The organism is Myxococcota bacterium, assembly GCA_041389495.1.
GTDB lineage: Bacteria > Myxococcota_A > UBA9160 > UBA9160 > UBA4427 > JAWKRT01.
Window position 1 is genome coordinate 153,348 of sequence record JAWKRT010000004.1, and the last position, 22,612, is coordinate 175,959.

16 protein-coding genes and 1 tRNA gene are annotated in these 22,612 nt (G+C 74.2%); 14 read left to right on the plus strand and 3 right to left on the minus strand.

The features are described 5' to 3' along the window. Positions 1-5: 5 nt before the first annotated feature. Entirely contained in the window at positions 6-917 is a 912-nt protein-coding gene (locus tag R3E88_19160; GenBank protein MEZ4218603.1) for a GDP-mannose 4,6-dehydratase, read from the minus strand. Positions 918-1,012: 95 nt separating this feature from the next. Between R3E88_19160 and R3E88_19165 the strand changes: the two genes are divergently transcribed. The 11 genes from R3E88_19165 to R3E88_19215 all read left to right on the plus strand — a co-directional run bounded on the left by R3E88_19165 (position 1,013) and on the right by R3E88_19215 (position 15,781). Further along, positions 1,013-2,017: a deaminase gene (locus tag R3E88_19165; protein MEZ4218604.1), complete on the plus strand. Its 1,005-nt coding sequence runs from the start codon at positions 1,013-1,015 to the stop codon at positions 2,015-2,017. 252 nt (positions 2,018-2,269) lie between these two features. Continuing rightward, complete coding sequence (locus R3E88_19170; GenBank protein MEZ4218605.1) at positions 2,270-3,157, plus strand: diiron oxygenase; 888 nt, start codon at positions 2,270-2,272, stop codon at positions 3,155-3,157. Between the two features lie 36 nt (positions 3,158-3,193). Beyond that, complete coding sequence (locus tag R3E88_19175; protein MEZ4218606.1) at positions 3,194-5,692, plus strand: methyltransferase domain-containing protein; 2,499 nt, start codon at positions 3,194-3,196, stop codon at positions 5,690-5,692. After that, complete coding sequence (locus R3E88_19180; GenBank protein ID MEZ4218607.1) at positions 5,665-8,031, plus strand: MMPL family transporter; 2,367 nt, start codon at positions 5,665-5,667, stop codon at positions 8,029-8,031. Before R3E88_19175 ends, R3E88_19180 begins: the two co-directional genes overlap by 28 nt. Before the next feature lie 23 nt (positions 8,032-8,054). Beyond that, the gene (locus R3E88_19185) at positions 8,055-10,826 is read left to right on the plus strand and encodes an ATP-binding protein (GenBank protein MEZ4218608.1); all 2,772 of its coding nucleotides are present in this window, start codon (positions 8,055-8,057) and stop codon (positions 10,824-10,826) included. Then, positions 10,816-12,435, plus strand: a complete 1,620-nt coding sequence (locus R3E88_19190; GenBank protein MEZ4218609.1) for a response regulator — start codon at positions 10,816-10,818, stop codon at positions 12,433-12,435. The genes R3E88_19185 and R3E88_19190 overlap by 11 nt, the downstream gene beginning before the upstream one ends. Positions 12,436-12,511: 76 nt before the next feature. After that, a complete protein-coding gene (locus tag R3E88_19195) occupies positions 12,512-13,183 on the plus strand; it encodes a hypothetical protein (protein ID MEZ4218610.1) in 672 nt (223 codons plus the stop codon). A gap of 48 nt (positions 13,184-13,231) precedes the next feature. Beyond that, a tRNA-Met gene (locus tag R3E88_19200) sits at positions 13,232-13,308 on the plus strand. Between the two features lie 86 nt (positions 13,309-13,394). Further along, positions 13,395-14,291, plus strand: a complete 897-nt coding sequence (locus R3E88_19205) for a hypothetical protein (protein ID MEZ4218611.1) — start codon at positions 13,395-13,397, stop codon at positions 14,289-14,291. Then, complete coding sequence (locus R3E88_19210; GenBank protein MEZ4218612.1) at positions 14,291-14,749, plus strand: hypothetical protein; 459 nt, start codon at positions 14,291-14,293, stop codon at positions 14,747-14,749. The genes R3E88_19205 and R3E88_19210 overlap by 1 nt, the downstream gene beginning before the upstream one ends. Before the next feature lie 30 nt (positions 14,750-14,779). Continuing rightward, the gene (locus R3E88_19215; protein ID MEZ4218613.1) at positions 14,780-15,781 is read left to right on the plus strand and encodes an acyltransferase; all 1,002 of its coding nucleotides are present in this window, start codon (positions 14,780-14,782) and stop codon (positions 15,779-15,781) included. Between the two features lie 3 nt (positions 15,782-15,784). Here the strand turns inward: R3E88_19215 and R3E88_19220 are convergent, their stop codons facing one another. Both R3E88_19220 and R3E88_19225 read right to left on the minus strand, forming a co-directional pair. Next, positions 15,785-16,762, minus strand: coding sequence for a hypothetical protein (locus tag R3E88_19220; protein ID MEZ4218614.1), 978 nt, complete (start codon positions 16,760-16,762; stop codon positions 15,785-15,787). A gap of 79 nt (positions 16,763-16,841) precedes the next feature. Then, entirely contained in the window at positions 16,842-18,440 is a 1,599-nt protein-coding gene (locus tag R3E88_19225) for an AMP-binding protein (protein MEZ4218615.1), read from the minus strand. Between the two features lie 85 nt (positions 18,441-18,525). Here R3E88_19225 and R3E88_19230 point away from each other — a divergent pair, with 85 nt between their 5' ends. The 3 genes from R3E88_19230 (at position 18,526) to ftsH (ending at position 22,608) form a co-directional block, all read left to right on the plus strand. Then, entirely contained in the window at positions 18,526-19,422 is an 897-nt protein-coding gene (locus R3E88_19230; protein ID MEZ4218616.1) for a MaoC family dehydratase, read from the plus strand. Positions 19,423-19,427: 5 nt separating this feature from the next. Beyond that, the gene (gene tilS, locus R3E88_19235; protein ID MEZ4218617.1) at positions 19,428-20,528 is read left to right on the plus strand and encodes a tRNA lysidine(34) synthetase TilS; all 1,101 of its coding nucleotides are present in this window, start codon (positions 19,428-19,430) and stop codon (positions 20,526-20,528) included. Positions 20,529-20,694: 166 nt separating this feature from the next. Beyond that, a complete protein-coding gene (gene ftsH / locus R3E88_19240; protein ID MEZ4218618.1) occupies positions 20,695-22,608 on the plus strand; it encodes an ATP-dependent zinc metalloprotease FtsH in 1,914 nt (637 codons plus the stop codon). Positions 22,609-22,612: the final 4 nt, after the last annotated feature.

Below are 22,612 nucleotides of genomic sequence, written 5' to 3' on the forward strand. Positions count from 1 at the left end.
GCGACTCACGCAGCGCTCGCGGCGACGCGCGCGCGGAAGTCCTCGGTGAGCGCGCGCGCGAGCGCGGCGAGGTCGTGCGCGGGCTCCCAGCCCGTCGCCGCGCGCAGCTTCGCGGCGTCGCCCGTCAGCTGGTCGGTCGGCCGCACGCGCGCGGGGTCGACCTCGATCGCGACGTCGACGTCCGCGGCCGCGACGAGCGCGTCGAGCAGCTCGCGGATCGCGTGCGGGCGGCCGCTCGCGACGTTGTACACGCCGGGCGGTGCGTCCGGGGTGAGCAGCGCGGCGTAGGCATCGACGACGTCGTCGACGTGCAGGAGGTCGCGCACGCTCGCCAGGTTGCCGACGCGCAGCACGGGTGCGCGCCGCCCGGCGGCGACCTGTGCGAGCTGCTCGGCGAAGCTCGCGGCGACGAAGTGCGGCGCCTGTCCGGGCCCCGAGTGGTTGAACGCGCGCACCGCGACGACGTCGGCGCCGCGCGCGATCGCCGCGCGACCGAGCAGCTCGGCGGCGGCTTTCGAGCGCGCATAGGGCGAGGCGGGGCGGAGCGCGTCGGACTCGCGCAGCGGAGGGCTCCCGGGCGCGCGTCCGCCGTACTGGTCGGCGGAGCCGACGAGCAGGACGCGCGGGCGGCGCGGTTGCGCGGCGACGGCGTCGAGCAGGTTCACGGCGCCGAGGTAGTTCACGCGGAACGACGACGCGGGCTCCGCGAACGAGCGGGCGACCGAGCTCTGGGCGGCCAGGTGGACGACGGCGTCCGGCGCGGCCTCGTCGAGCGCGCGGCGGATCGCGTCGCGGTCGGTGACGTCGACCTCGGCCGCGCCGGCGTCGCAGCCGAGGACGTCGAGCCCGAGCGCGCGCAGGCGGCGTTCGAGATGGCGGCCGACGAAGCCGCGCCCGCCGGTCACGTACACGCGCATGCGGCGAACCTCGCAGACCGGCCCGGGTGCTGCAATCGCGCGCGGCGGTCGCCGGCGCCGTTGACCGCGGGCCGCGCGGGCGGTACCGATGCCCCATGCTGATCGGCGTCGCGGGCCGCAATGCGGCGGGGAAGGGCGAGGTGGTGCACTACCTCGCCGAGCGCAGCTTCTACGCACTCTCGCTCTCCGACGTCATCCGCGACGAGCTGCGCAAGCGCGGGCTCGAGGAGTCGCGCGAGCGGATGATCGATCTCGGGCGCGAGCTGCGCGCGGCGGGCGGGCCGAGCGCACTCGCCGACCGGCTCGTCGCCCGGCTGCTGCCCGAGCGCAACTACGTGATCGACTCGATCCGCCACCCGGCGGAGGTCGAAGCGCTGCGCGCGAGCGGTCGGCCGTTCCACCTGCTGTGGATCGAGGCCGACGAGGCGAAGCGCTTCGAGCGCATGCGGGCGCGCGGGCGCGCGGGCGACCCGGCCACGCTCGACGGCCTGCGCGAGCTCGAGGGGCGCGAGCTGGCGAGCGCCGATCCGGCCGCGCAGCAGCTGCTCGCCGTGCGCGAGCTCGCCGACACCACGCTGCACAACGACGGCGACCTCGCGCTGCTCCACGACGCCGTGCAGCGCGTGCTCGAACGCGTGCAGTACTTCGAACGGCCCGACTGGGACGTCTACTTCATGGACATCGCGCGCGTCGTGTCGTCGCGCAGCAACTGCGTGAAGCGCAAGGTCGCGGCCGTCATCACGCGCGACCGCCGCATCATCTCGACCGGCTACAACGGGACGCCGCGCGGCACGCGCAACTGCAACGAGGGAGGCTGCCCGCGCTGCAACGCCTTCGCGCCGGGCGGGACGCGCCTCGACGAGTGCCTGTGCTCGCACGGCGAGGAGAACGCGATCACGCAGGCCGCCTATCACGGCGTCAGCGTGCGCGGCGGCACCATCTACACGACGTGCTCGCCGTGCCTGCAGTGCACGAAGATGATCATCAACGCGGGGCTGGTCGAGGTCGTCTACAACGCCGGCTACCCGCTCGGCGAGACGTCCCTCGACCTGCTCGCGGAGGCGGGCGTCGCCGTGCGCCGGGTGGCCGACCCGGGCTGATCGCTCGCGACCTTCTCCGACATGGTTGCAATTCGCTACATGCTCGGCGTAGCGTGCGCGCAGGCCGCCGGACGCGCGCGCGCGTGCGCCCGCGCGGCGACCGGGATCCGCGGAGGTGTTTCGGGGCCTTCGCTGGATTGTTGCGAGCCCGCTGCATGCTGTAATAGAACCTCGTTTGCAGGGGCTCGAGCCGTCGCGGAACGCACTGGCGTCGGCTGACTGCGGGTCGGAATTCGCGAGGGGGACGACGAGATGGATCTCGCCAAGATCGACAGGCTCCGTCGCGCCTCCGTCACCAAGTCCTACCTCCCGGAGAAGGACGTCGGCTGGGGCGTCCCGTACGGGAGTGCGCACCCGGCGCTTCCCTCCGAGGTCGTCTCGCTCCGCGACCTCCCCGAGTACGCGGCGCTCGACGCGGCGGGACGCGAAGCACTCGCGCGCCACGAGCTCGCCTCGATGTTCTCGACGTTCGTGCGCTTCGAGGCCGTGATCAACGCCTACCTCGCCCGCTACGCGCAGAAGTGTGCCTCCGACGACCCACTGCTCCCGTACGCGCTGCACGTCGTCGAGGAGGAGGCGCGCCACAGCCGCATGTTCGCGCGCGCCGTCGACGAGCTCGGCACCGGGCCGTACCCGCGCCGCGGGCTATTCGGCCGCGCCGAGGCGCTCGGCGCGGCGCTGATCTGGACGAGCCCGTCGCTCTTCTTCCTCGGCGTGCTCGCGGTGGAGGACGTCACGGACCTCGTGATGGCCGCGGCGCTCGAGCACCCCGAGCTGCATCCGACGGTCGCCGAGGTGTCGCGCATCCACCGCGTCGAGGAGTCGCGGCACATGGAGTTCATGCGCGAGGTGATCCTCGAGCGGTACACGCGCGCCGGCGCGGTCGAGCGCGCCGCGATGCGCGTCGCCGCGCCGATGCTCGCGCTGCTCGTCTTCACGCTGCTCGTCTCGCCGCGCGTCTACGAGCGAAGCGGCGTGGCGGGCGGGACGTGGGCGTCCTGGCGCCTGTGGATGCGCGCCACGCGCTCTCCTTCGCGCGCGCGCCTGCGCGCTTCGTCGGTGGCGCGCATGCGCCGCTGGCTCGACCAACACGGTCTCGTCGAGGGCATCGCGAGCCGCATCTGGGCGTGGGCGGGCTGAGCCCGCTCGTCCCGACGCCCGCCGAACGAGGTTCCGATGTCGTCCTCCGCCCATCTCGTGCTCCCGTCCGCCCGCCTCGCGGGGCGCGATATCGCCGAGCTGCACCCGCACGCCGTGACCGACGACGAGCGCGTGCGCGAGATGCTGCACCGCCTCGAGCGCGAGCAGGTGTGGCTGCACCGGGGCATGAACCGGATGATCCTCCCCGAGCGCGCGCGCATCCGCTCGCTCGCAGGCGACCGCGTCGAGCTCGAGACCGAGAACTTCGCGCGCACCGGCCGCACGCAGATCTACTTCAGCTTCGTGCTCGACGGGCAGCCGTACTTCTTCGCGGCCGACCGCATCGGCCACGAGGATCGCGGCGGCCTCGCGATCGCGGTGCCGAAGGCGATCCACCACTTCGAGCGGCGCGACCACGACCGCGTGCGCTCGCACGGCGAGATCGCGCTCGTCGCGGCGGAGGGACACCGCTTCGCGGCGTCGGTGCTCGACGAGTCGCCCGGCGGACTCGGCGTCGCCGTGCGCGTCGGCGACGGCGCCGACCACCTCGTGTCGGTCGGCGCGCGCCTCGAGGTGCTCCGAGGCGACGAGCGCGGCGTGGGCGTCGTGCGCAGCGCGTCGTCGGCACCGACGGAAGGCGGCGGCTGGCGCCGCGTGGGCCTCACGGTGACGCCGTTCCCGCGCTCGACGCCCGTCGTGCCCGAGCGCGTCGACCCCGCGGCCGAGCGGTCGGTCGCCGCGAGCGCGTGGCGCACGGTGCGCGTCGCAGCGGGCGCCGCGCGCGGCGCGGTCGCCGAGCGCGTCGGGCTCGCGCGCGCGCCGCGCGTCGAGGTCGTCGACTTCGCGTCCGCGGACGGCGAGCGGCTGCGCGGCATCGTCGACGGCTGGGGCGACCCGCGCGGCGCGACCGCGGTCGTGATCCCGCCCGCGTGGGGGCGGACGAAGGAGACGCTGCTCCCGCTCGCGCGCACGATCGTCGCGACGTTCCGCAAGCTGCGCGAGCCGGTCGTCGTGCTCCGCTACGACGGCATCCGCAAGCGCGGCGAGTCGCACAACGATCCCGAGTGCGCGGCGCCCGGCCGCGAGCAGCTCCACTTCACGTTCTCGCAGGGCGTGCGCGATCTCGAGGCGGCGTTCGACTTCCTCGAGCGCGACGAGCGCTTCCGCCCGAAGCGCAGCGTGCTCGTGAGCTTCAGCGCCGCGTCGATCGAGTCGCGCCAGTTCCTGGCGCAGCGCGCGCGCGGGCGCGCTGCCGCCTGGATCTGCGTCGTCGGGACGGCCGACCTGCAGTCGATGATGCGCCGCATCGCCGGGGGCGTGGACTACCTGCGCGGCGCGCAGCGCGGCGTGCGCTTCGGTCTGCAGGAGGTGCTCGGCGTCGTCGTCGACATGGACCGCGCGGCGCGCGACGCCATCGACACGGAGCTCTGGTCGCTCGAGAACGCGCGCGCCGACTTCGCGCGCATCGACGTGCCGATCGTCTGGCTGCGCGGCCTCCACGACGCGTGGATGGACCGCTCCCGCATCGAGGACGTGCTGAGCGTCGGCGACGCGCGCGAGCGGCGCATCCTCGACGTGCCGACCGGGCACCAGCTGAAGTCGAGTGCGGAGGCGCTCGAGACCTTCCAGCTCGTCGCGTCCGAGATCGCGCGCACGGCGCTCGGGCGCATCGTGACGCCCGCGCTCCCCGACCTCGCCGACCTCGCCGCGCGCGGACGCGCCGAGCGGCGGCGGCTGCCGCGTCCCGCGCTCGACGCGGAGGCGTTCTGGCGCGCCTACCTGCTGGGCTCGCCCGACGAGGACGGGCGCGCCGTCGGCATCGAGCTGATGAACGAGACGTCGAGCTATCGCGAGCTGATGGAGGCGCAGACGCGCGGCCTCGACCTGCGCGCGGGCCAGCGCGTGCTCGACGTGGGCGCGGGGACCGGCGCGTTCCCGCGCGCGCTCGCGCGGAGCGCGGGCGCGCTCCCCGCGGAGATCGTCGAGGTCGACCTCGTGGCCGAGGCGCTCGAGCGCGCGCGCGAGCGCATCGAGGCGCTCGGCCTGCACGAGCGCACGCGCGTGCGCTACGTGCGCGCCGACCTGGCGACGCCCGAAGGCGCCGCGGCGCTCGCGGCCGAGGGGCCGTTCGACGCCGCGCTCGCGTCGCTCGTGATCTCCTACGTCGACGACCCCGCCGCGCTGCTGCGCGCGATCGGCGCCGCGCTGCCGCCGGGCGGCCGGCTCGTCGCGTCGAGCCTGCGCCGCGACGCCGACATCTCGCAGATCTTCCAGAGCGGCATCGCCGAGCTCGAGGCGGGCGTGCTCGCGGGCGAGACGTTCGGGCTCGGCAGCGCGGAGGTGCGCGACGCGGCGCGCTCCTTCCTGAACGCGGGCGCGCGGCTCGTCGACCTCGAGGAGCTCGGGGCGTTCCGCTTCTACGACGGCGAGGAGCTGGCGTCGCTGCTCGCCGAGGCCGGCTTCGAGGTCGAGTCGACGAGCGCGGCCTTCGGTACGCCGCCCCAGGCGTGGGTGGTCGTGGGGCGGCGTCGCTGACCGCTCCGCCTCCCGCTCCCGCGAGCCCGCTCCCTCCCGCCCCCGCGCGCCGCCGCGCGAGCTGGCTCGAGCCGCTCGCCCTCGCCGCGCTGCGCCGCCCCCGCCTCTCGATCGCCGCGTGGGCGGCGCTCGCGCTCGCGAGCGCACTCGCGGCGCTCGACCTGCGCATCGAGACCTCGACCGACAGCGTGCTCGACCGCGAAGGCCCGAGCTGGCAAGCGTACCGCGAGAGCGTCGAGCGCTTCGGCGGCGACGAGGTCGTCGTCGTCGCGGTGCGCGGCGAGACGGCGTGGGATCCGCGCGCGCTCTCCGAGGTGGCGCGCCTCTCCGAGGAGCTCGAGGCCGCTCCCGGCATCCGGCGCGTCGACAGCCTGGCGACGGTGCCGGTGATCCGCGGCCGGCCCGACGGCACGCTCGATCTCGACCCCGCGCTCCCGGACGGCGCGCCCGTCGACGCCGCGGGCGCCGCGCGCGCACGCGCGGCGGTCGAGGGCGATCGCCTCGCGCCCGGGCTGCTCGTGTCGCGGGACGCGCGCGCGTTCTCCGTCACCTGCATCGTCGAGGACATCACGTCCGAGGACGACGCGGCCGTGCTCGCCGCGATCGCCGCCGCCGCGCCGAGGCTGCCGACGTGGCGATCGGGCGGCCCGGTCTTCCGCACGCGCGTGAGCGAGTGGACGCGGGACGAGCTCGCGCGGCTCGTCCCGGCGACCGCGGCGACGATCGCGCTGCTCGTCGCGATCGTCTTCGGCGCGTCGTGGCACGTCGCTGTGCCGCTCCTGACGGGAGGGCTCGGGAGTGTCGTCGTGCTCGCCGCGATGGCGCGCGCGGGCGTCGCGATGACGCTGACGGGCGCCATCCTGCCCTCGGTGCTGCTCGCGCTCGGTTGCGCGTATGCGCTCCACGTCATGGCCGCGTTCCGGGCGTGCGACGACGACGTCGACGCGCGCGCCGAGGCGCTGCGCGGGCTCGTGCGTCCGATCGGACTCTCGGGTGCCACGACCGCGATCGGCTTCGTCGCCATGTCCTTCGTGCACATCGACGTCGTGCGCCACGTGGGCGTGTTCGGCGCGGTCGGGACGCTCGTGGTGATGCTCGCGTCGATCACGTTCGCGCCGGCGTGCCTGCGCGGGCTCCACGGACGCGCGCCCACGCGCGTGTGGAGCTGGCTCGCGAGCCGCGCACCCGAGCGCGTCTTCCGCCTCGTCGCGGCGCGTCCGCGCGCGACGATCGCGGCCTGGCTCGCGGTCGCGGCCGCGGTCGGCGTCGGCATCGCGCGCCTCGAGGTCGAGACCGACGTCGTCCTGTGGTTCCAGCGCGGATCGGCGGTGCGCGAGGACTACGAGGCGATCCGCGCGGCGCTCGCGGGCATCAGCCCGATGAACGTCGTGGTGGAGAGCCGCGCGGGGCGCGCGGTGACGGAGCCCGACGTCGTGCGCGCACTCGCGGGCCTGACGGAGTTCCTCGAGGCGCAGCCCGAGATGGGCCGCGCGATCTCGCTCGCGGACCCGCTCCGGCAGCTCCACGGAGGCTTCCTCGGCGACGCGTCGCAGCCGCTTCCCACGACGCGGCCGCAGGCCGAGCAGTACCTGCTCCTGCTCGAGTCGGTCGACTCGATCCGCGACCTCGTCGCATCCGATCGCGCCTCGGCGAACGTGCTGCTGCGCGTCGACGAGAACGGCTCGAACGCGCTCGTCTCGCTCGCGCGGCGCGCGGAGGCGTGGTGGCGCGATCACGGCCCGGCCGACTTCGCGGCGTCGACGACGGGCGTCATGCACGAGTACGCCGTGTCGGAGAACGAGATCGCGCGCGGGCAGCTCGTCGGGCTCGCGTTCGCGCTGGGCTCGATCGGCGGCCTGCTCGTGCTCGTGACCCGCAGCGCGCGGCTCGCGGCGCTCGCGCTCGTCCCGAACGTCGTGCCGATCGTGCTGCTCTTCGGCGCGATGGGGCTCGCTGGCGTGCCGCTCGACGCGGGCACGGTGCTGATCGGCTGTCTCGCGCTCGGGATCGCCGTCGACGACACGATCCATCTGCTCGAGCGCTTCCGCGCGGGGGTCGCGCGGGGCGCGCGCGAGGCGCTGCGCGCGGCGCTCGCGCAGACGCTGCCCGCGATCGCGCTCACGTCGATCGCGGTCGGCGCCGGGTTCGCGGCGCTCGCGATCTCGCCCTTCGTCCTCGTGCGCAACCTCGGCGTGCTGACGAGCGCCGTGATGGTCGCGTGCCTGCTCGCCGACCTCCTGCTCCTGCCGCCCCTGCTGCTGCTGGCGTTCGGGCGGGGCGGGGCGTCGACGGGTGCCAGGGAGGCCGCCGACGGGCCGGGGGCCGCCTCAAGCTCCTGACGGGCCGTTCCGAACGACCGGCGATGGCGCAGGACGGGGCGGCGTGGCGCGAGTACCGCCAGTGGATCGGGGCGGAGGTGCTCCCGGTCCACCTGGTCGCGAGCGGCTGGATCGCGGCGCTCGGCATCCTGGCCTTCCTCCCCGTCGACTTCGTCTTCTATCCCGCGCTGTGGAAGCCGTTCTGGCTGCTGCGCTTCGCGTGCGCCGCGGTCGTGGTCGCGCTCGGCTACGCGACGCCGCGCTCGCACGGCGAGGCGGGGCTCTTCGCGATCATCGCGGTCACCGGGGGCACGCTGCTCACCGTGATCGCGGCGACCGGCGGCGCCACGAGCCCCTACTACAGCGGTCTCATGCTGCTGCTCGCGGCGACCCCGGTCGTCGCGCCCCTCACCTGGCTGCAGACGCTGTCGGTGAGCGCGCTGCTCGTCGTGGGCTTCGCGCTGCTCCCGGTGCTGCACGCGCAGCCCGACGACCTGCGCACCTTCGGCCTCCATCTCGTCTTCCTCGCGCTCACGACCGGCGTGTCGTCGGCCGCCGCGCACGCGCTCGACGGCACGCGCTTCCAGGATTTCCTGCGGCGACGCGAAATCGAGCAGGCGCGCGACGAGCTCGCGCAGCTCGACGAGCTGAAGACGCGCTTCAGCGCGAACGTGCACCACGAGCTGCGCACGCCGCTGACGCTGATGCTCGCGCCGCTCGACGGGCTCCTCGCCGGCGACTACGGCGAGGTCGGAGACGTCGTCGGGCGCACGCTGCGGACGATGCACACGAACGGGCAGCGGCTGCTCAAGCTGATCAACAACCTGCTCGACCTCGCGAAGCTCGAGAGTCAGCAGTTCGAGATCCGGCGCGCGCCGCTCGACGTGGGCGCGCTCGCCGCGGGCATCGTCGACGGCGCGGGCGCGATGGCGGAGCGCAAGCGCATCCGGCTGCGCGGCGAGGGGCTCGCCGGGCTGCCGGAGGTGTGCGCCGACCGCGACGCGATCGAGAAGGTCGTGGTCAACCTGCTCGGCAACGCGCTCAAGTTCACCGAGGCCGGCGGGGAGGTCGTCGTCGGCGCGCGCGCGGGCGAGGAGGGCGTCGCGCTCTTCGTGCGCGACACGGGTGCGGGCCTCGCGCCGGACCAGCTCGAACGCATCTTCGATCGCTTCGCACAGGCCGACGGCACGGCATCGCGCCGGCACGAGGGCACGGGCATCGGGCTGTCGCTCGCGCAGGAGCTCGTGCAGCTGCACGGCGGGCGCATCTGGGCCGAGAGCGCGGGGCTCGGACACGGCGCGACGATGCACGTCGCGCTGCCGTGGGGCGAGGCGGACGGCGAGGAGGCCGAGGCGGTCGTCGCGACTGGCGCGGCGGGCGAGGTCGGGATCGCCGCCTCGCGCGACGCGGTCGAGGAGGAGCTCGCGGCCGACGCGCGGAAGCCCGCCGACGTGCGCTTCGTCGACATCGAGCGCTCGGTGTCGCGCTTCGAGCAGCACGCGCAGCCCGCGGCGGGTCCCGACGGCGCGGGCCACGCGCCCGACGACGAGCGCTCCGAGATCCTCGTCGTCGACGACAACGAGGACATGCGCGAGCTCGTGTCGTTCATCCTCGGTCGCGAGTTCCGCGTGCGCACGGCCCGCAATGGGCGGGAGGCGCTCGAGGCGCTCGAGCACTTCGTCCCCGACCTCGTCGTGAGCGACATCATGATGCCCGAGGTCACCGGCACGGAGCTCTGCCGCGCCGTGAAGGCCGACCCGCGGCTCGCCGGCGTGCCGGTGATGCTCGTGTCGTCGAAGGCCGAGAGCGAGATGAAGATCGAGGGGCTCGAGCTCGGCGCGGACGACTACGTGACGAAGCCCTTCCACCCGCGCGAGCTGCTCGCGCGCGCGCGTTCGCACGCCGCGCTGCGGCGCACGCGGCGCGAGCTCGAGCAGCGCAACACCGACCTCGAGCGCGCGCTGCGCGAGCTGCGGCTCGCCGAGGCGCACCTCGTGCAGGCCGAGCGGCTCGCCGCGGTCGGCGAGCTCGCGGCGGGCATCGCGCACGAGGTCAACAATCCGGTGAACTACGCACTCAACGCGGTGCGTGCGATGGCGGGGCTGGTGGACGAGCTGTGCGGCATCGCCGCCTCCGCCGCGCGGCTCGACTGGAACGACGCGGACGCGCTCGCCCGCGACGGGCTCGCGCTGCGCCACCGCATCGACGACGCGGAGGTCGAGCGGCTCGCCGCCGACCTCGGCGAGCTGGCGAAGATCGTCTCGGACGGCCTCGACCGCACGCACCGGCTCGTCGTCGACCTCCGCGACTTCGCCGCGCCGGGCAGCGGGGGCGCGTTCCAGCGGGTCGACGCCCGTGAGTGCGTGCGCGCGACCGCGCAGCTCGTGCGCCACGACCTCGAGCGCCGCGGCGTCGTCCTGGCGCTCGCGCTCCCCGAAGCGCCCGCGCACGTCGACGGCGATCCCGGCGCGCTGAATCAGGTTCTGCTCAATCTCGTGAAGAACGCCGCCGAAGCGTTCGCGGGCGCGCCGGGCTCGATCGCGATCGAGGTCGGCGCGGCCGATGGCGAGGTGTGGATCGGCGTGCGAGACGACGGCCCGGGCATCGAGCCCGCCGTACAGGAGCGGCTCTTCGAGCCGTTCTTCACGACGAAGAAGGCGGGCAGCGGGACGGGTCTCGGCCTCTCGATGTGCCGCCGGATCGCCGACGCGCACGGTGGCTCGCTCGAGGTGGACTCGGCGCCGGGGGGCGGCAGCTGCTTCACGCTGCGGTTGCCCGCGATGACGGAGCGAGGGGAGGGCAGCGATGCGACCTAGGCCGCTGCGCCTCCACGACCCGCGCGAGTTCCCCATCCTCTACGTCGACGACGAGATCGAGAACCTCCGCATCTTCGAGCTGACCTTCCGCCGCGAGTTCAGCGTGCTGACGGCGCAGAGCGCGGAGGACGGGCTGCGCGCCCTCAACGAGAACCCCGTCGCGGTCGTGCTCTCGGACCACAAGATGCCCGGCATGACGGGCGTCGACTTCCTCGCGCGCGTTCGCGAGATCGACGAGCAGGCGATCCGCATCCTCGTCACGGCCTACGGCGACGCCGAGATCCTCGGCTCCGCGATCAACGACGGACGCATCTACCGCTACGTCGCGAAGCCGTGGAACCCCGACGACATGCGGATCACGCTGCGCCGCGCGATCGAGCGCTACGCGCTCGACCGCGAGCGCGAGACGCTGCTCTCGGAGCTGACGCTGCTGAACCGTCTGTCGCGGAGCCTGCACCGCGAGCTGCGGCCCGAACGCGTGGTCGAGCGACTGATCGGCGCCGCGCACCGCGAGCTCGGGTTCGATGGCGCAGCCGTGCTCCTGTTCGGGGCCGACCGCTCGCGCCTGCACTGGATCGGCGTCGCCCCGCACGACGACGTGGCGGAGCGCGTGCGCCGCATCGAGCTGTCGCGCGGGACGGCGCCGCGCTTCTTCGAGGCGCTCGAGGACGGTGCGGCGCAGACGCTCTCGGTCGACCACTGGGAGGAGCTCGAAGGGCCCGTGCGCGAGTGGGTCGCGGAGGTCTCGGCCGACGATCTCGTCGTCGTCCCCCTGCCCGGCGAGCACGAGGTGATCGGCGCGCTCGCGATCGACAACCGCAGCGGCGGACGGCGCTTCGGCGCCGACGACCGCACGCTGCTCGACGGACTCTCGACGCAGGCGGTGATCGCGCTCGAGAACGCGCGCACCGTGGCCGCGCTGCGCGGCTCGCGCGCGCTCGCCGAACGCGTCGACCGCCTCGGCACCGTGGGCGCGCTCGCGCTCGGGCTCGTTCGCGAGATGGGCGATGCCGTCGCCGAGCTTCGCGCGGCGGTGCCGCAGGCCGCCGGTCTCGCGGACCGCCTCGGCGGGATGGTCGGCGCGATCGCGGAGCTCGGCGCGCAGGCCGACGAATCGTCGATCTGCGAGGTGGCACCCGGCGCGATCGCCGAGGAGGTCGCGACGCTGCTCGCGGGGGAAGCCCGGCGGGCCGGCATCGCGCTCCACGTCGAGGCGGATGCGCAGTGTCCGAAGCTCCTCGCGGCGCCCGGCCAGATCCGTCAGGTGCTCCTGAACCTCGTCATGCACGTGCTGCGTCGCGCGCCGACGGGGGGCGACGTGGCGATCCGGAGCGGGACCGACGCGGGCGAGGCGCGCGTCGCGCGCCTCGAGGTCGTCGGCGCGCGCGCCGCCGTCGATCCCGACGACGTCGAGCGCCTGCTCGATCCGTTCGCGACGAGCGATGCCACCTCGCTCGAGGAAGGTCTCGGGCTGCGCGTCGCGCACGAGCTCGTGCGCGAGCTCGGCGGAACGCTCGAGGTGAGCACCGACGACGCGTCCGACACCGCGACGCTCCGCGTGCGCCTCGCGCGCGATCGCAGCGCCGGTTCGCTCCGCACCACCGGTTGACGCTCCGAAGGGTTTGGCAGAGACTCGCCGGCCCCTCCCGCCGCTCGGGCGGCGCCTTCGGCAGCGGAGATCCCTCTTGGCCCTCGTGACGTTCCGTGCGTTCGCGGCGTCGGTCGCGCGAGCCTCGGCGTGCGCGGTCGCGGTCGCCCTGGTCGCGGGGCCGGTCGGCGCCGAGCCGCCCGCGAGCAAGGTCTCGATCGCACTGCTTCCCCTCGTCGTCCACAGCGCGGAGGATCCGGCCTATCTGAGAGCGGGCCTGGCGGACATGCTCGTCTCGCGGCTCGACCAGACGGGCGCCTTCGAGATCCGGCGGGTGGCGGACGGTGAGGCCGCGACGACCGATCTCGGTCGCGCGCTCGAGGCCGGGCGGGCCGCCGGCGCGCGCTTCGTGCTGTTCGGGAGCTTCACGCGCTTCGGTCAGGGAGCGAGCCTCGACATGCAGTGCGCGTCGACGGAGGCGGGCCCCGCGCCGGAGCCGCTGCGCGAGATCTTCGTGCACTCGGGCAGCATCGGGGACGTCATCCCCGATCTCGACGAGCTGGTCGGCAAGGTCACGCGCTTCGCGGTCGAGGGCTTCGAGGATCGGCGCGGCGACGCCGTCGCCGCGGCTGCCGACCGCGCGCGGCCGTCCGAGGCGAAGCTCCGCCAGCGGGTCGACGGGCTCGAGCGCGAGCTGCGGGAGCTGCGGCGCGAGCTCGAGGACGTCGCGAAGAAGGCCGGCGCGCAGGCGGGCGCCAAGGCGCGCTAGGGCGTGCCGGCCGCGCGGCGCGCGGCTAGACTGCGGCGCCTTCACCGTGGCGGTGTAGCTCAGTTGGTTAGAGCAGCGGAATCATAATCCGCGTGTCCGGGGTTCGAATCCCTGCACCGCTACCACTCCCCTCCCGCTCGCCGCTCCCCGCGACCTCCTCCGCGTGTCGAACCGCGCCACGGCGCGGCGGCGCGGCGCTAGGCTGCGCGCGATGCGCGACCGCGAGCGATGGATCGATGCGGCGATCGACCGCGTCTTCGGGCTCGCGGGCGATCGCGAGCCGTCGGATCGGCGCGCCGGGCTGCTCGCGTTCGAGCGCGTCCTGCTCTTCCACCTCTCCGTGCGATTCGCGCTCGAGCGGTTCCCCGTCGAGCGCGGGCCGGCGGTCCCGAGCGAGGCGCTCGCGGGGACGTTCCTGCTGTGTCTCGGGCTCACGTTCGTGCGGCGGCTCGCGCCACTCGCGCTCGGCATCGCGATCTGCGCGATGCTCGTCGTGCTCGAGGCGAGCTTCCCCGCGACGTCCAACCACTTCTTCGTCGAGCTCTGGCTGCTCGTGCTCTTCCTCGTGGTCGGGTTCGACGGCGAGGACGAGGCGCGCGTGCTGCTCGCCGCGACGCGCATCAGCATCGCCGTCCTGCTCTTCTACACGGGCGTGCAGAAGGCGCTCTACGGCACCTACTTCCACGGCCAGTACCTGCTCGTCGAGATGGCGATCAAGCCGACCTTCGCCGCCGTGCTCGGGTGGACGCTCCCCGCCGACGAGCTCGCGCGCGTGCTGGGGCAGCTTCCGGACCGCGTCGGCGCGGGCCCCTTCCGCACGACGGCGCCCCTCTTCCTGCTCGCGTCGAACGCGGTCTGGCTGTTCGAGATCGCCATCCCCGTGCTGCTGCTCGCACAGCGCACGCGGCGGCTCGCCGTCGTCGCCGTCGGCGCGTTCGTCTTCGCGATCCAGTCGGGGGCGACGGAGATCTTCTTCGGCACGCTGCTCGTCGCGTGCGTGCTCCTGTTCTGGCCGCGCGACCTGCTCGCGCGCGCGCAGTTCGTCTTCTACGCGTGGTACGCGCTGCTCGCGGTCGTCGACCTCGTCACCGACTGGCGGTTCGTGTGATGTCGCGGGCCCGCAAGCGCGCCGTCGCCGCGATGCTGCTGGTCTTCTCCCTCTGGCCGCTCGCACAGCACGCGCTCGTGCAGCGCTTCCGCATGAATCCGTGGAAGTTCTTCGGCTTCGCGATGTACACGACGCACGTCCTGAAGCCCGCCGTCGAGGTCTACGCGCTCGACGGCGGACGGCGTCTCGCGCTTCCGATCCCCGAGCGCGAGCTGCCGGAGGCCGAGGCCGAGCGGCGGCGGCTGCGCGCGTCGAGCCACCACTGCGGTCTGCTCGCGCGCCCCGACCGCCTCGCGCGGCTCGTGCGCGACGCGCTCGCGCCGAGCGAGGGCGTCGAGGTGGTCGTCGTGCGGCCGTACATCGACCCGCGCTCGGGTCGGGTCACGGCGACGCGCGAGAGCCACCTCTACCTCGCCGACGGCCGCGTGATCGAGGAGCTCGGGGCGTTCGGACGCTAGGCGCGGCCGGCGGCGATCGGGGAGGGCGGCGTGTTCGGGATCCATCGCTACGTCCTCTCCCTGCTCGTGATGGTCGGCCACCTCGCTCCGCTCTGGAGCAGCTGGTGCGGCTACTACGCGGTGTTCGCGTTCTACCTGCTGAGCGGATTCCTGATGACGAAGGTGCTGCGGCGTCGCTACGGCGGATCGAGCGCGGGCGTCGTGCGATTCCTCGCGAACCGCGCGCTCCGCATCCATCCGCCCTACTGGGCCGTGCTCGCGCTGACGCTCGGGCTGCTCGCGCTCTGGCCCGTGGACGTGCCGCGCCTGCACCCGTCGATCCGCGTGCCGGGCGACGCGCGCGCCTGGATCCAGAACGTCCTCGTGATCGGCCTCGAGGGCGAGGCCGTGCGGCTCGTGCCCCCGGCGTGGTCGCTCGACGTGGAGCTCGTCTTCTACCTCGTGCTCGCGGCCGTCGCGACGCGCGGGCGCGCCGTCGCGTTCGCGTGGCTGGCGGGAAGCGCGGCCTACACGGCGTGGCTCGTCGCGACGGGCGCCGCCTTCGCCGATCGCTATGCGCCGTACGGCGCTGCGTCCCTGCCGTTCGCGCTCGGTTGCGCGCTGCAGTGGGAGGAGTCGCGGCTGCGCCTCGCCCCCTGGCACGCGGTGCTCGCGCCCGTCCTGTTCGCCGGACACGCGATGCTCGCGGTGCGGCTCTGGGGCGCGTACGACGGCGCCGCGTTCTACGCGTCGCTCGGCCTCGCGGCCTACAGCGTTGCGGCCCTCGCCCCGCGCCGTGCGACGGGTGCGATCGCCCGCCTCGACGCGGCTCTCGGCGACCTCTCGTATCCGCTGTTCCTGGGGCACCAGGTCGCGTCGATCGCCGTCGCGATGACGTGGCTCGGCGGCGCGCGGCCGCCGGACGGCCGCCTCCTGCTGTTCACGCTCCCGGCCGTCCATGCGCTCGCGTTCGCCGTGCACGCCGGCGTGGAGCGGCCGGTCGAGCGCCTGCGAGGGCGGGTGCGGACGCGCGCCGCACGCGCCGACACCTAGACGCTAGGCGGGCAATCCGCTCCACAGGCCGCGCAGCGGCGAGTCGCGCATGACCTCGGCGATCTCGCGCTGCTGGCCCTCGGAGAGCTGCTCGCGCCACTTCTCGAGGCTCTCGCGCGGGTCGCGGAAGACGCTGAAGTAGGCGCGGCGCGCGTCGATGCCCTCGGCCTCGCCCGAGATCGACGCCTCGACGAAGGCGCGCGTCTGCGGGCCGACCTGCCAGCCGATGAACTCGAAGATGCGCGTCGTCTCGGCGAGCGGGTCGGCGCAGAGGTCCTCGTAGACGACGACGCGGCCGCGCGGCTGCGCGCGCGTGACCGCGACGAGCGGCTCGACCTGGATGCGCCAGCGCAGGGCCTCGAACATCGCCTCGGGCATCGTCGCGAGATCGGGCAGGAAGGCGCGGTAGGCCTCGCCGCCCGGCGCCTCGATCACGTCGCGAGCGCGCCGCGCGTCGCGCTCGCGATCGGCGTCGAAGATCCCCTTCGCGACGCCCGACAGGTGGCTCGCGACGTTCGCGAACGGGTTGCGCACCGCGGCCAGCAGCACCGGCTCGATCACCTCGCACAGGCGCGCGAGGAGCGCGGTCTCGAAGTTGACGTCCTTGATCAGGACCTCGCCGTCCTCGGCGAGACGCGGCCGACCGTACGCTTCGTAGAGCCCGCGCAGTGCGGGCACGCGCGAGCCGAGGCCGTGCAGGAAGTGGAGCACGCGCGGGTGGCCGCGTTCGAACGTCTTCGGCGGGAACGGGGGCAGGTCGACCTGGTGATGGCAGCCGCGGCAGATCGCATCGAAGCGCGTGCGCAGGGCCGCGCGGTCGCCGCCGCTCGCGAGGTCGCGCTTCCACGCCGCGTACGGCGCGCGCTTCCACTCCGGGAACGGCTCGTGCTTGTAGCAGCAGGTCGTATGGCTGTTGAGGATCTGCGCCAGCCACGTCGTGCCGGAGCGTCCCTTGCCTGTGATCAGCACGTAGCGGAGCAAGGGCCCCTCCCGAGGTCGAGGGCGCACCGTACCCGGGCGCCGCGCGGCGGACCTCCTTCGGCACGACGCACGGGCGGGCTCAACTCCCGAGCGCGGACGACGCGAGCGCGCCGTCCGTCCCGGCGGCCGCGCCGAGCTGCGCGAGCAGCTCGTGCTTGCGCACCTTGCCACTCGCGGTGCGCGGGAGCTCCGCCGCGACCACGAGGTGCCGGGGCTGCTTGTAGCGCGCGAGGCGATCGCCGCACCACGCGAGGAGCGCGGCGAGGTCGAGCTCGGCCCCGGGTGCGAGCACGACGAAGGCGCAGCCGCTCTCGCCCCACGTCGCGTCGGGAACCCCCACGACCGCGACCTCGTCGACGGCCGGGTGCGCGAGCAGCGCAGCCTCGACCTCGGCCGGGTACACGTTCTCGCCGCCCGAGATGTACATCTCTCGTGCGCGCCCGACGAGCGTGACGAAGCCCTCGTCGTCGATGCGGGCGAGGTCGCCGGTGCGCACCCAGCCCTCGCGGAGCGTCGCGGCCGTCTCGGCGGGTCGCTCCCAGTAGCCGAGCATCGCGATCGGCCCGCGCACGACGATCTCGCCGGTCTCGCCCGTGCCGACGTCGCGCCAGTGGGCGGGCGCTGCGTCGACGGTGGCGCGGTCGACCACCCGCAGCTCCGCATGGAAGACCGGGCGGCCCACGCTGCCCGCCTTCCGCAGCGCGTCGGCCTCGTCGAGACAGCAGAGGATCGACGTCTCGGTCTGGCCGTACCCCTGCTTCAGGACGAGGCCGTGGCGCTCGTAGGCGCGCACCGTGTCCGGCGCGATCGCGGCGCCGGCGGTGAACAGGAAGCGCAGCGCCGGCCGCGCGCCGGGCGGACACGCGCCCGCGTCGAGCGCGCCGAGCAGCCGCTCGTACTGCGTCGGCACGCCACCCAGGTACGTGATGCGCTCGCGCTCGACGGCGCGCCACACCGCGTCGGCGTCGAAGCCGCGCTGCAGCACGACGGCGCAGCCCGCGTAGAGAGCGGGGAGCGAGAGGATCTTGAGCCCGAGCGAGTGGAACAGCGGGACCGCCACGAGCACGCGCTCCGCGCCGCTGCGGATGCCGAAGTAGAGCTGCGCGTTGAGCGCGTTGAAGAGCGTCTTGCGGTGCGCGAGCAGCGCGCCCTTCGGCGCGCCGGTCGTCCCCGAGGTGTAGAGGATCATCATCGGCGCGTCGGGCGAGACGGGGAGGGCGTCGATCGCGGGCGCTGCGGCGCGCTCGCGCTCGAAGGCGTCGTCGGGATCGTCGCCGAGCAGCGCGACGCGCGCGGGGGCGTGCGCGGCCGCCGCGAGCGCGTCGGCGACGAGCGATGCGAACGCGCGCTCCGCGACGAGCACGCGCGGGCGCGCGTCGTCGACCTGGAACGCGATCTCGCGCGCGGAGAGCCGGGTGTTGGTCGGGACCGCGATCGCGCCGAGGCGCGCGCTCGCGAGGACGAGCTCGAGGTACGCGGCGCGGTTCCCGAGCAGGAGCGCGACCCGGTCCCCGCGCGCGACGCCGGCCGCCGCGAGCCAGCCCGCCGCGCGGCCGACGCGCTCGTCGAACGCGGCCCAGTCGAGGCGCAGGCGGCCGTCGACGATCGCGAGACGGCGCGGCGCCGTCGCCGCCCACCGCGACGTCCAGCCGCCGACGTTGTGCACCGCGCTCGACACGGGGCGGGGGGATAGACGACGGCGCGCGCGCCCGCCATCGGCGCCCGCGCCGCTACGCTAGGAGGGCTCGACCGGGAGGACGCGCGTGAACCTGATCGGCCAGCCCGCCACCGTCGGCCGCCACTGCGGCGCGAGCCGCTACGACGTGACGCCCGAGGTCGTCGCCTTCTACGAGGATGCGCTCGACGACCACCATCCGCTCTACGAGCGCTTCGCGCCGCCGCTCCTCCACCACTCGGAGTGCTTCCGCTACCTCGGCGAGTGGTACCTGAAGAACCTGTTCGGAAACCTCCACGCGCAGCAGGACTGGGAGTGCTTCGCGCCGATCGAGGTCGGGCGCGCGATCCGCACCCGCTCGACGATCGTGGACCGCTACGCGAAGCGCGGCCGCGACTACGTCGTGAACGAGACCGACTACGTCGATGCCGAGGAAGGACGGCTGCTCGTGCGCAGCCGCACGCACCAGTCCTTCCTCCCGCCGCAGGATGCGGCGCCGGACGCGGCGAGCGGTGCCGCCGACGCGGGCGCGGGCTTCGTCGTCGACGAGGACACGGCGCGCCGGAAGCAGCGCGAGGCGCGCCCGCCGTTCCCGACCGCGACGGGCGAGGACCTCCCGCCGATCGCGCACACGATCGACCAGCGCCGCTGCTGGATGTTCTCCGGCCCCGGCGCGAACTACCACAACGACGAGGCCCAGGCGCGCAAGCTCGGCTTCCCGCGGATCGTCGTGCAGGGGATGATGTCGACCTGCTTCGTGTCGCAGCTCATGCTGGCGCGCTTCGGCGAGGGCTGGCTCCGCGGCGGGCGCATGTCGGTGAAGCTCACCAACGTCGTGTGGTGCGACGAGACCGTCGTCGTGCGCGGCAAGGTGCGCGAATCGGTGCGCGAGGGGACGCGCGTGCGCGTGCACTGCGACGTCTGGGTCGACAAGCCGGACGGCGCGCGGGCGCTGATCGGCAGCGCGTCGGCCCTCGAGGCGTAGCGGCGGTGGCCGGGCGCGGCGCGCCGCGGCGGCTCGAGCGCGAGGTCGAGCGCGCGCTGCGCGCGCTCGGCGCGGCGGAGCGCGGCGAGCGGCTGCTCGTCGCCGTGTCGGGCGGCGTCGACTCGATCGTGCTCCTCGACGTGCTGTGCGGCCTGCGCGAGCGGCGGGGCTTCGAGGTCGCGGTCGGTCACGTCGAGCACGGCCTCCGCGGCGCGGACTCGCTCGCGGACGCGGCGTTCGTCGAGGCGCAGGCGCGCGCGCGCGGCTGCGCGTTCGGGCTCGAGCGCGTCGACGTCCGGGGCGCGCGGAGCGGAGGCCCGAGCCGGACGCGGCCCACTCTCCAGGAGGCCGCCCGCGCGCTCCGCTACGACGCGCTCCGGCGCATCGCCGCGCGCCTCGGCGCCGCGCGCGTCGCGACGGCGCACACGCTCGACGACCAGGCGGAGACGCTGCTGCTGCGGCTCCTGCGCGGCTGCGCACCGGATGCGCTCGGCGGCATCCCCGAGCGCTCGCCCGACGGCGCGGTCGTCCGTCCGCTGCTCGGCGCGACCCGCGAGGCGGTCCGGGGCTACGCGTGCGCGCGTGAACTCTCGTGGCGGGAGGACGCGAGCAACGCGTCGCCCGTCTACGCGCGCAACCGCGTCCGGCACGAGCTGCTGCCCCGCCTCGCGGCCGAGTTCAACCCGCGACTGCTCAGGGCGCTCGCGAACCTTGCCGAAGCGTCCCGCCGGGACGCCGAGTGGATCCGCTCCGTCGTCGATGGGCTGGCGCAGCAGCGGTTCGAGCGAGCGACGACGGGAGACGACGGCGAGCCGTGCATCCGCATCGATCCGAAGGGCTGGGACGAGGCCGCGCTGCCCGACGCGCTCGCGCGGCGGCTCGTCGCGCGGGCGTTCGACGAGCTCGGCGCGGGCCGCGAGCGGACGCGGGCGCACGTGTCGCGGGTGCTCGACTTCCTGCGGCGCGCGCCGGACGCGCAGATCGGGCGTTGCATCGAGCTCCCCTGCGGACTGCGGCTCGTGCGGGCCGCGCACGCCTGCGAGCTGCGCGGCGCGCCAGCGGGCGCGCGGACGCCCGGAAGGGGTGGGCCGCCGCTCGGGTGCTAGCCTGCGCCGAGCCTTGTAGTTTGGGCGCGGAACGCCGGTCGGGCGAACCGCGGACGCCGGGTCGGCATCGGCATCCGTGTCGAATCCGGAGGGAGGGCGCCCGATCGACGGGCGCCCGAGCGATGGGGTGCCGGGAGCGCGCGTGAATCAGCAGTTCTACAAGAACATGGCCCTCTGGGTGGTCATCCTCGCGGTGATCCTGCTGCTCGTCACCCTGATGAAGCAGGAGGAGTCCGCCGCCCCGGAGATCGCCTTCAGCCAGTTCCTCGGCCAGCTCGCCAACGACCAGGTCGGCGAGGTCACGATCGAGGACGGCAACATCAGCGGCAAGTACGTCGACGGCAGCGAGTTCACCACCTACGCGCCGCCCGAAGCGCTCCCGACGCTGATCCCCGAGCTCACCGAGCGCAAGGTCAAGTTCGACGCGAAGCCCAAGCCCGAAGGAAGCTTCTGGCGGCAGGTCGCGCTCATGTGGTTCCCGCTCGTCCTGTTCATCGGGCTGTGGGTGTTCTTCATCCGCCAGATGCAGTCGGGCGGCGGCAAGGCGATGAGCTTCGGCAAGTCCAAGGCGCGCCTGCTCACCGAGAGCCACAACCGCGTCACGTTCGAGGACGTCGCGGGCATCGAGGAGTCGAAGCACGAGCTCGAGGAGATCATCGCGTTCCTGCGCGAGCCCAAGAAGTTCACGCGCCTCGGCGGGCGCATTCCGAAGGGCGTGCTGCTCGTCGGCCCGCCCGGCACCGGCAAGACGCTGCTCGCGCGGGCCGTCGCCGGCGAGGCGGGCGTTCCGTTCTTCTCGATCTCGGGCTCGGACTTCGTCGAGATGTTCGTCGGCGTCGGCGCGTCGCGCGTGCGCGACCTCTTCCAGCAGGGCAAGAAGCACGCGCCGTGCATCATCTTCATCGACGAGATCGACGCGGTCGGGCGCCACCGCGGCGCCGGCCTCGGAGGCGGGCACGACGAGCGCGAGCAGACGCTGAACCAGCTGCTCGTCGAGATGGACGGCTTCGAGAGCAACGAGGGCGTCATCCTGATCGCGGCGACGAACCGGCCCGACGTGCTCGACCCCGCGCTGCTGCGACCCGGGCGCTTCGACCGGCGCGTCGTCGTGCCGCGGCCCGACCTCCGCGGCCGTCTGCAGATCCTCAAGATCCACACGCGCCGCGTCCCGCTCGCCGACGACGTCGACCTCGAGATCGTCGCGCGCGGCACGCCGGGCTTCGCGGGCGCCGACCTGCAGAACCTCGTCAACGAGGCGGCGCTGCTCGCCGCGCGCCGCGACGCGACGAAGGTGGCGCGCGTCGACTTCGAGCAGGCGAAGGACAAGGTGCTGCTCGGCACCGAGCGCCGCAGCATGATCATGAGCGACGAGGACAAGCGCATCACCGCCTATCACGAGGCGGGACACGCGCTCGTCGCGATGCTCACCGAGGGCTCGGACCCCGTCCACAAGGTCACGATCATCCCGCGCGGCATGGCGCTCGGGCTCACCCAGACGCTGCCCGTCGAGGATCGGCTCAGCTTCACGCGCACGCAGATCCTCGCGATCATCCAGCACGCGATGGGCGGCCGCGCGGCCGAGGAGATCGTCTTCGGGCACCTCTCGACGGGCGCGGCGAACGACCTCGAGCAGGCGACGACCTGGGCCCGGCGCATGATCTGCGAGTACGGCATGAGCGACCGGCTCGGCCCGGTGGCGTACGGCGACCACGGCGGCGACGTGTTCCTCGGCCGCGACTTCGTCTCGCGCAAGGACTACAGCGAGGCGAAGGCGCAGCAGATCGACGAGGAGATCGAGACCACGCTGCACGACATGTACGCGCAGGCGCGCGAGAAGCTCGTCGACCACCGCGCCACGCTCGACGCGATCGCCGAGGCGCTGCTCGAGCGCGAGACGCTCGACACGAAGGATCTCGAGATCATTGCACGCGGTGAGCCCCTCCCTCCGCTGCCGAGCCCCGTGACATCCCCCGAGACCGGAGCGGTCGCCGGGACGTCGTCGTCTCCCGCCAAGGAGCGGGCCGACGGCTACCCCCCGCGCGGCGGCAAGCTTCCGGACCCGGAGCCGATGCCCGGCTGAGGAA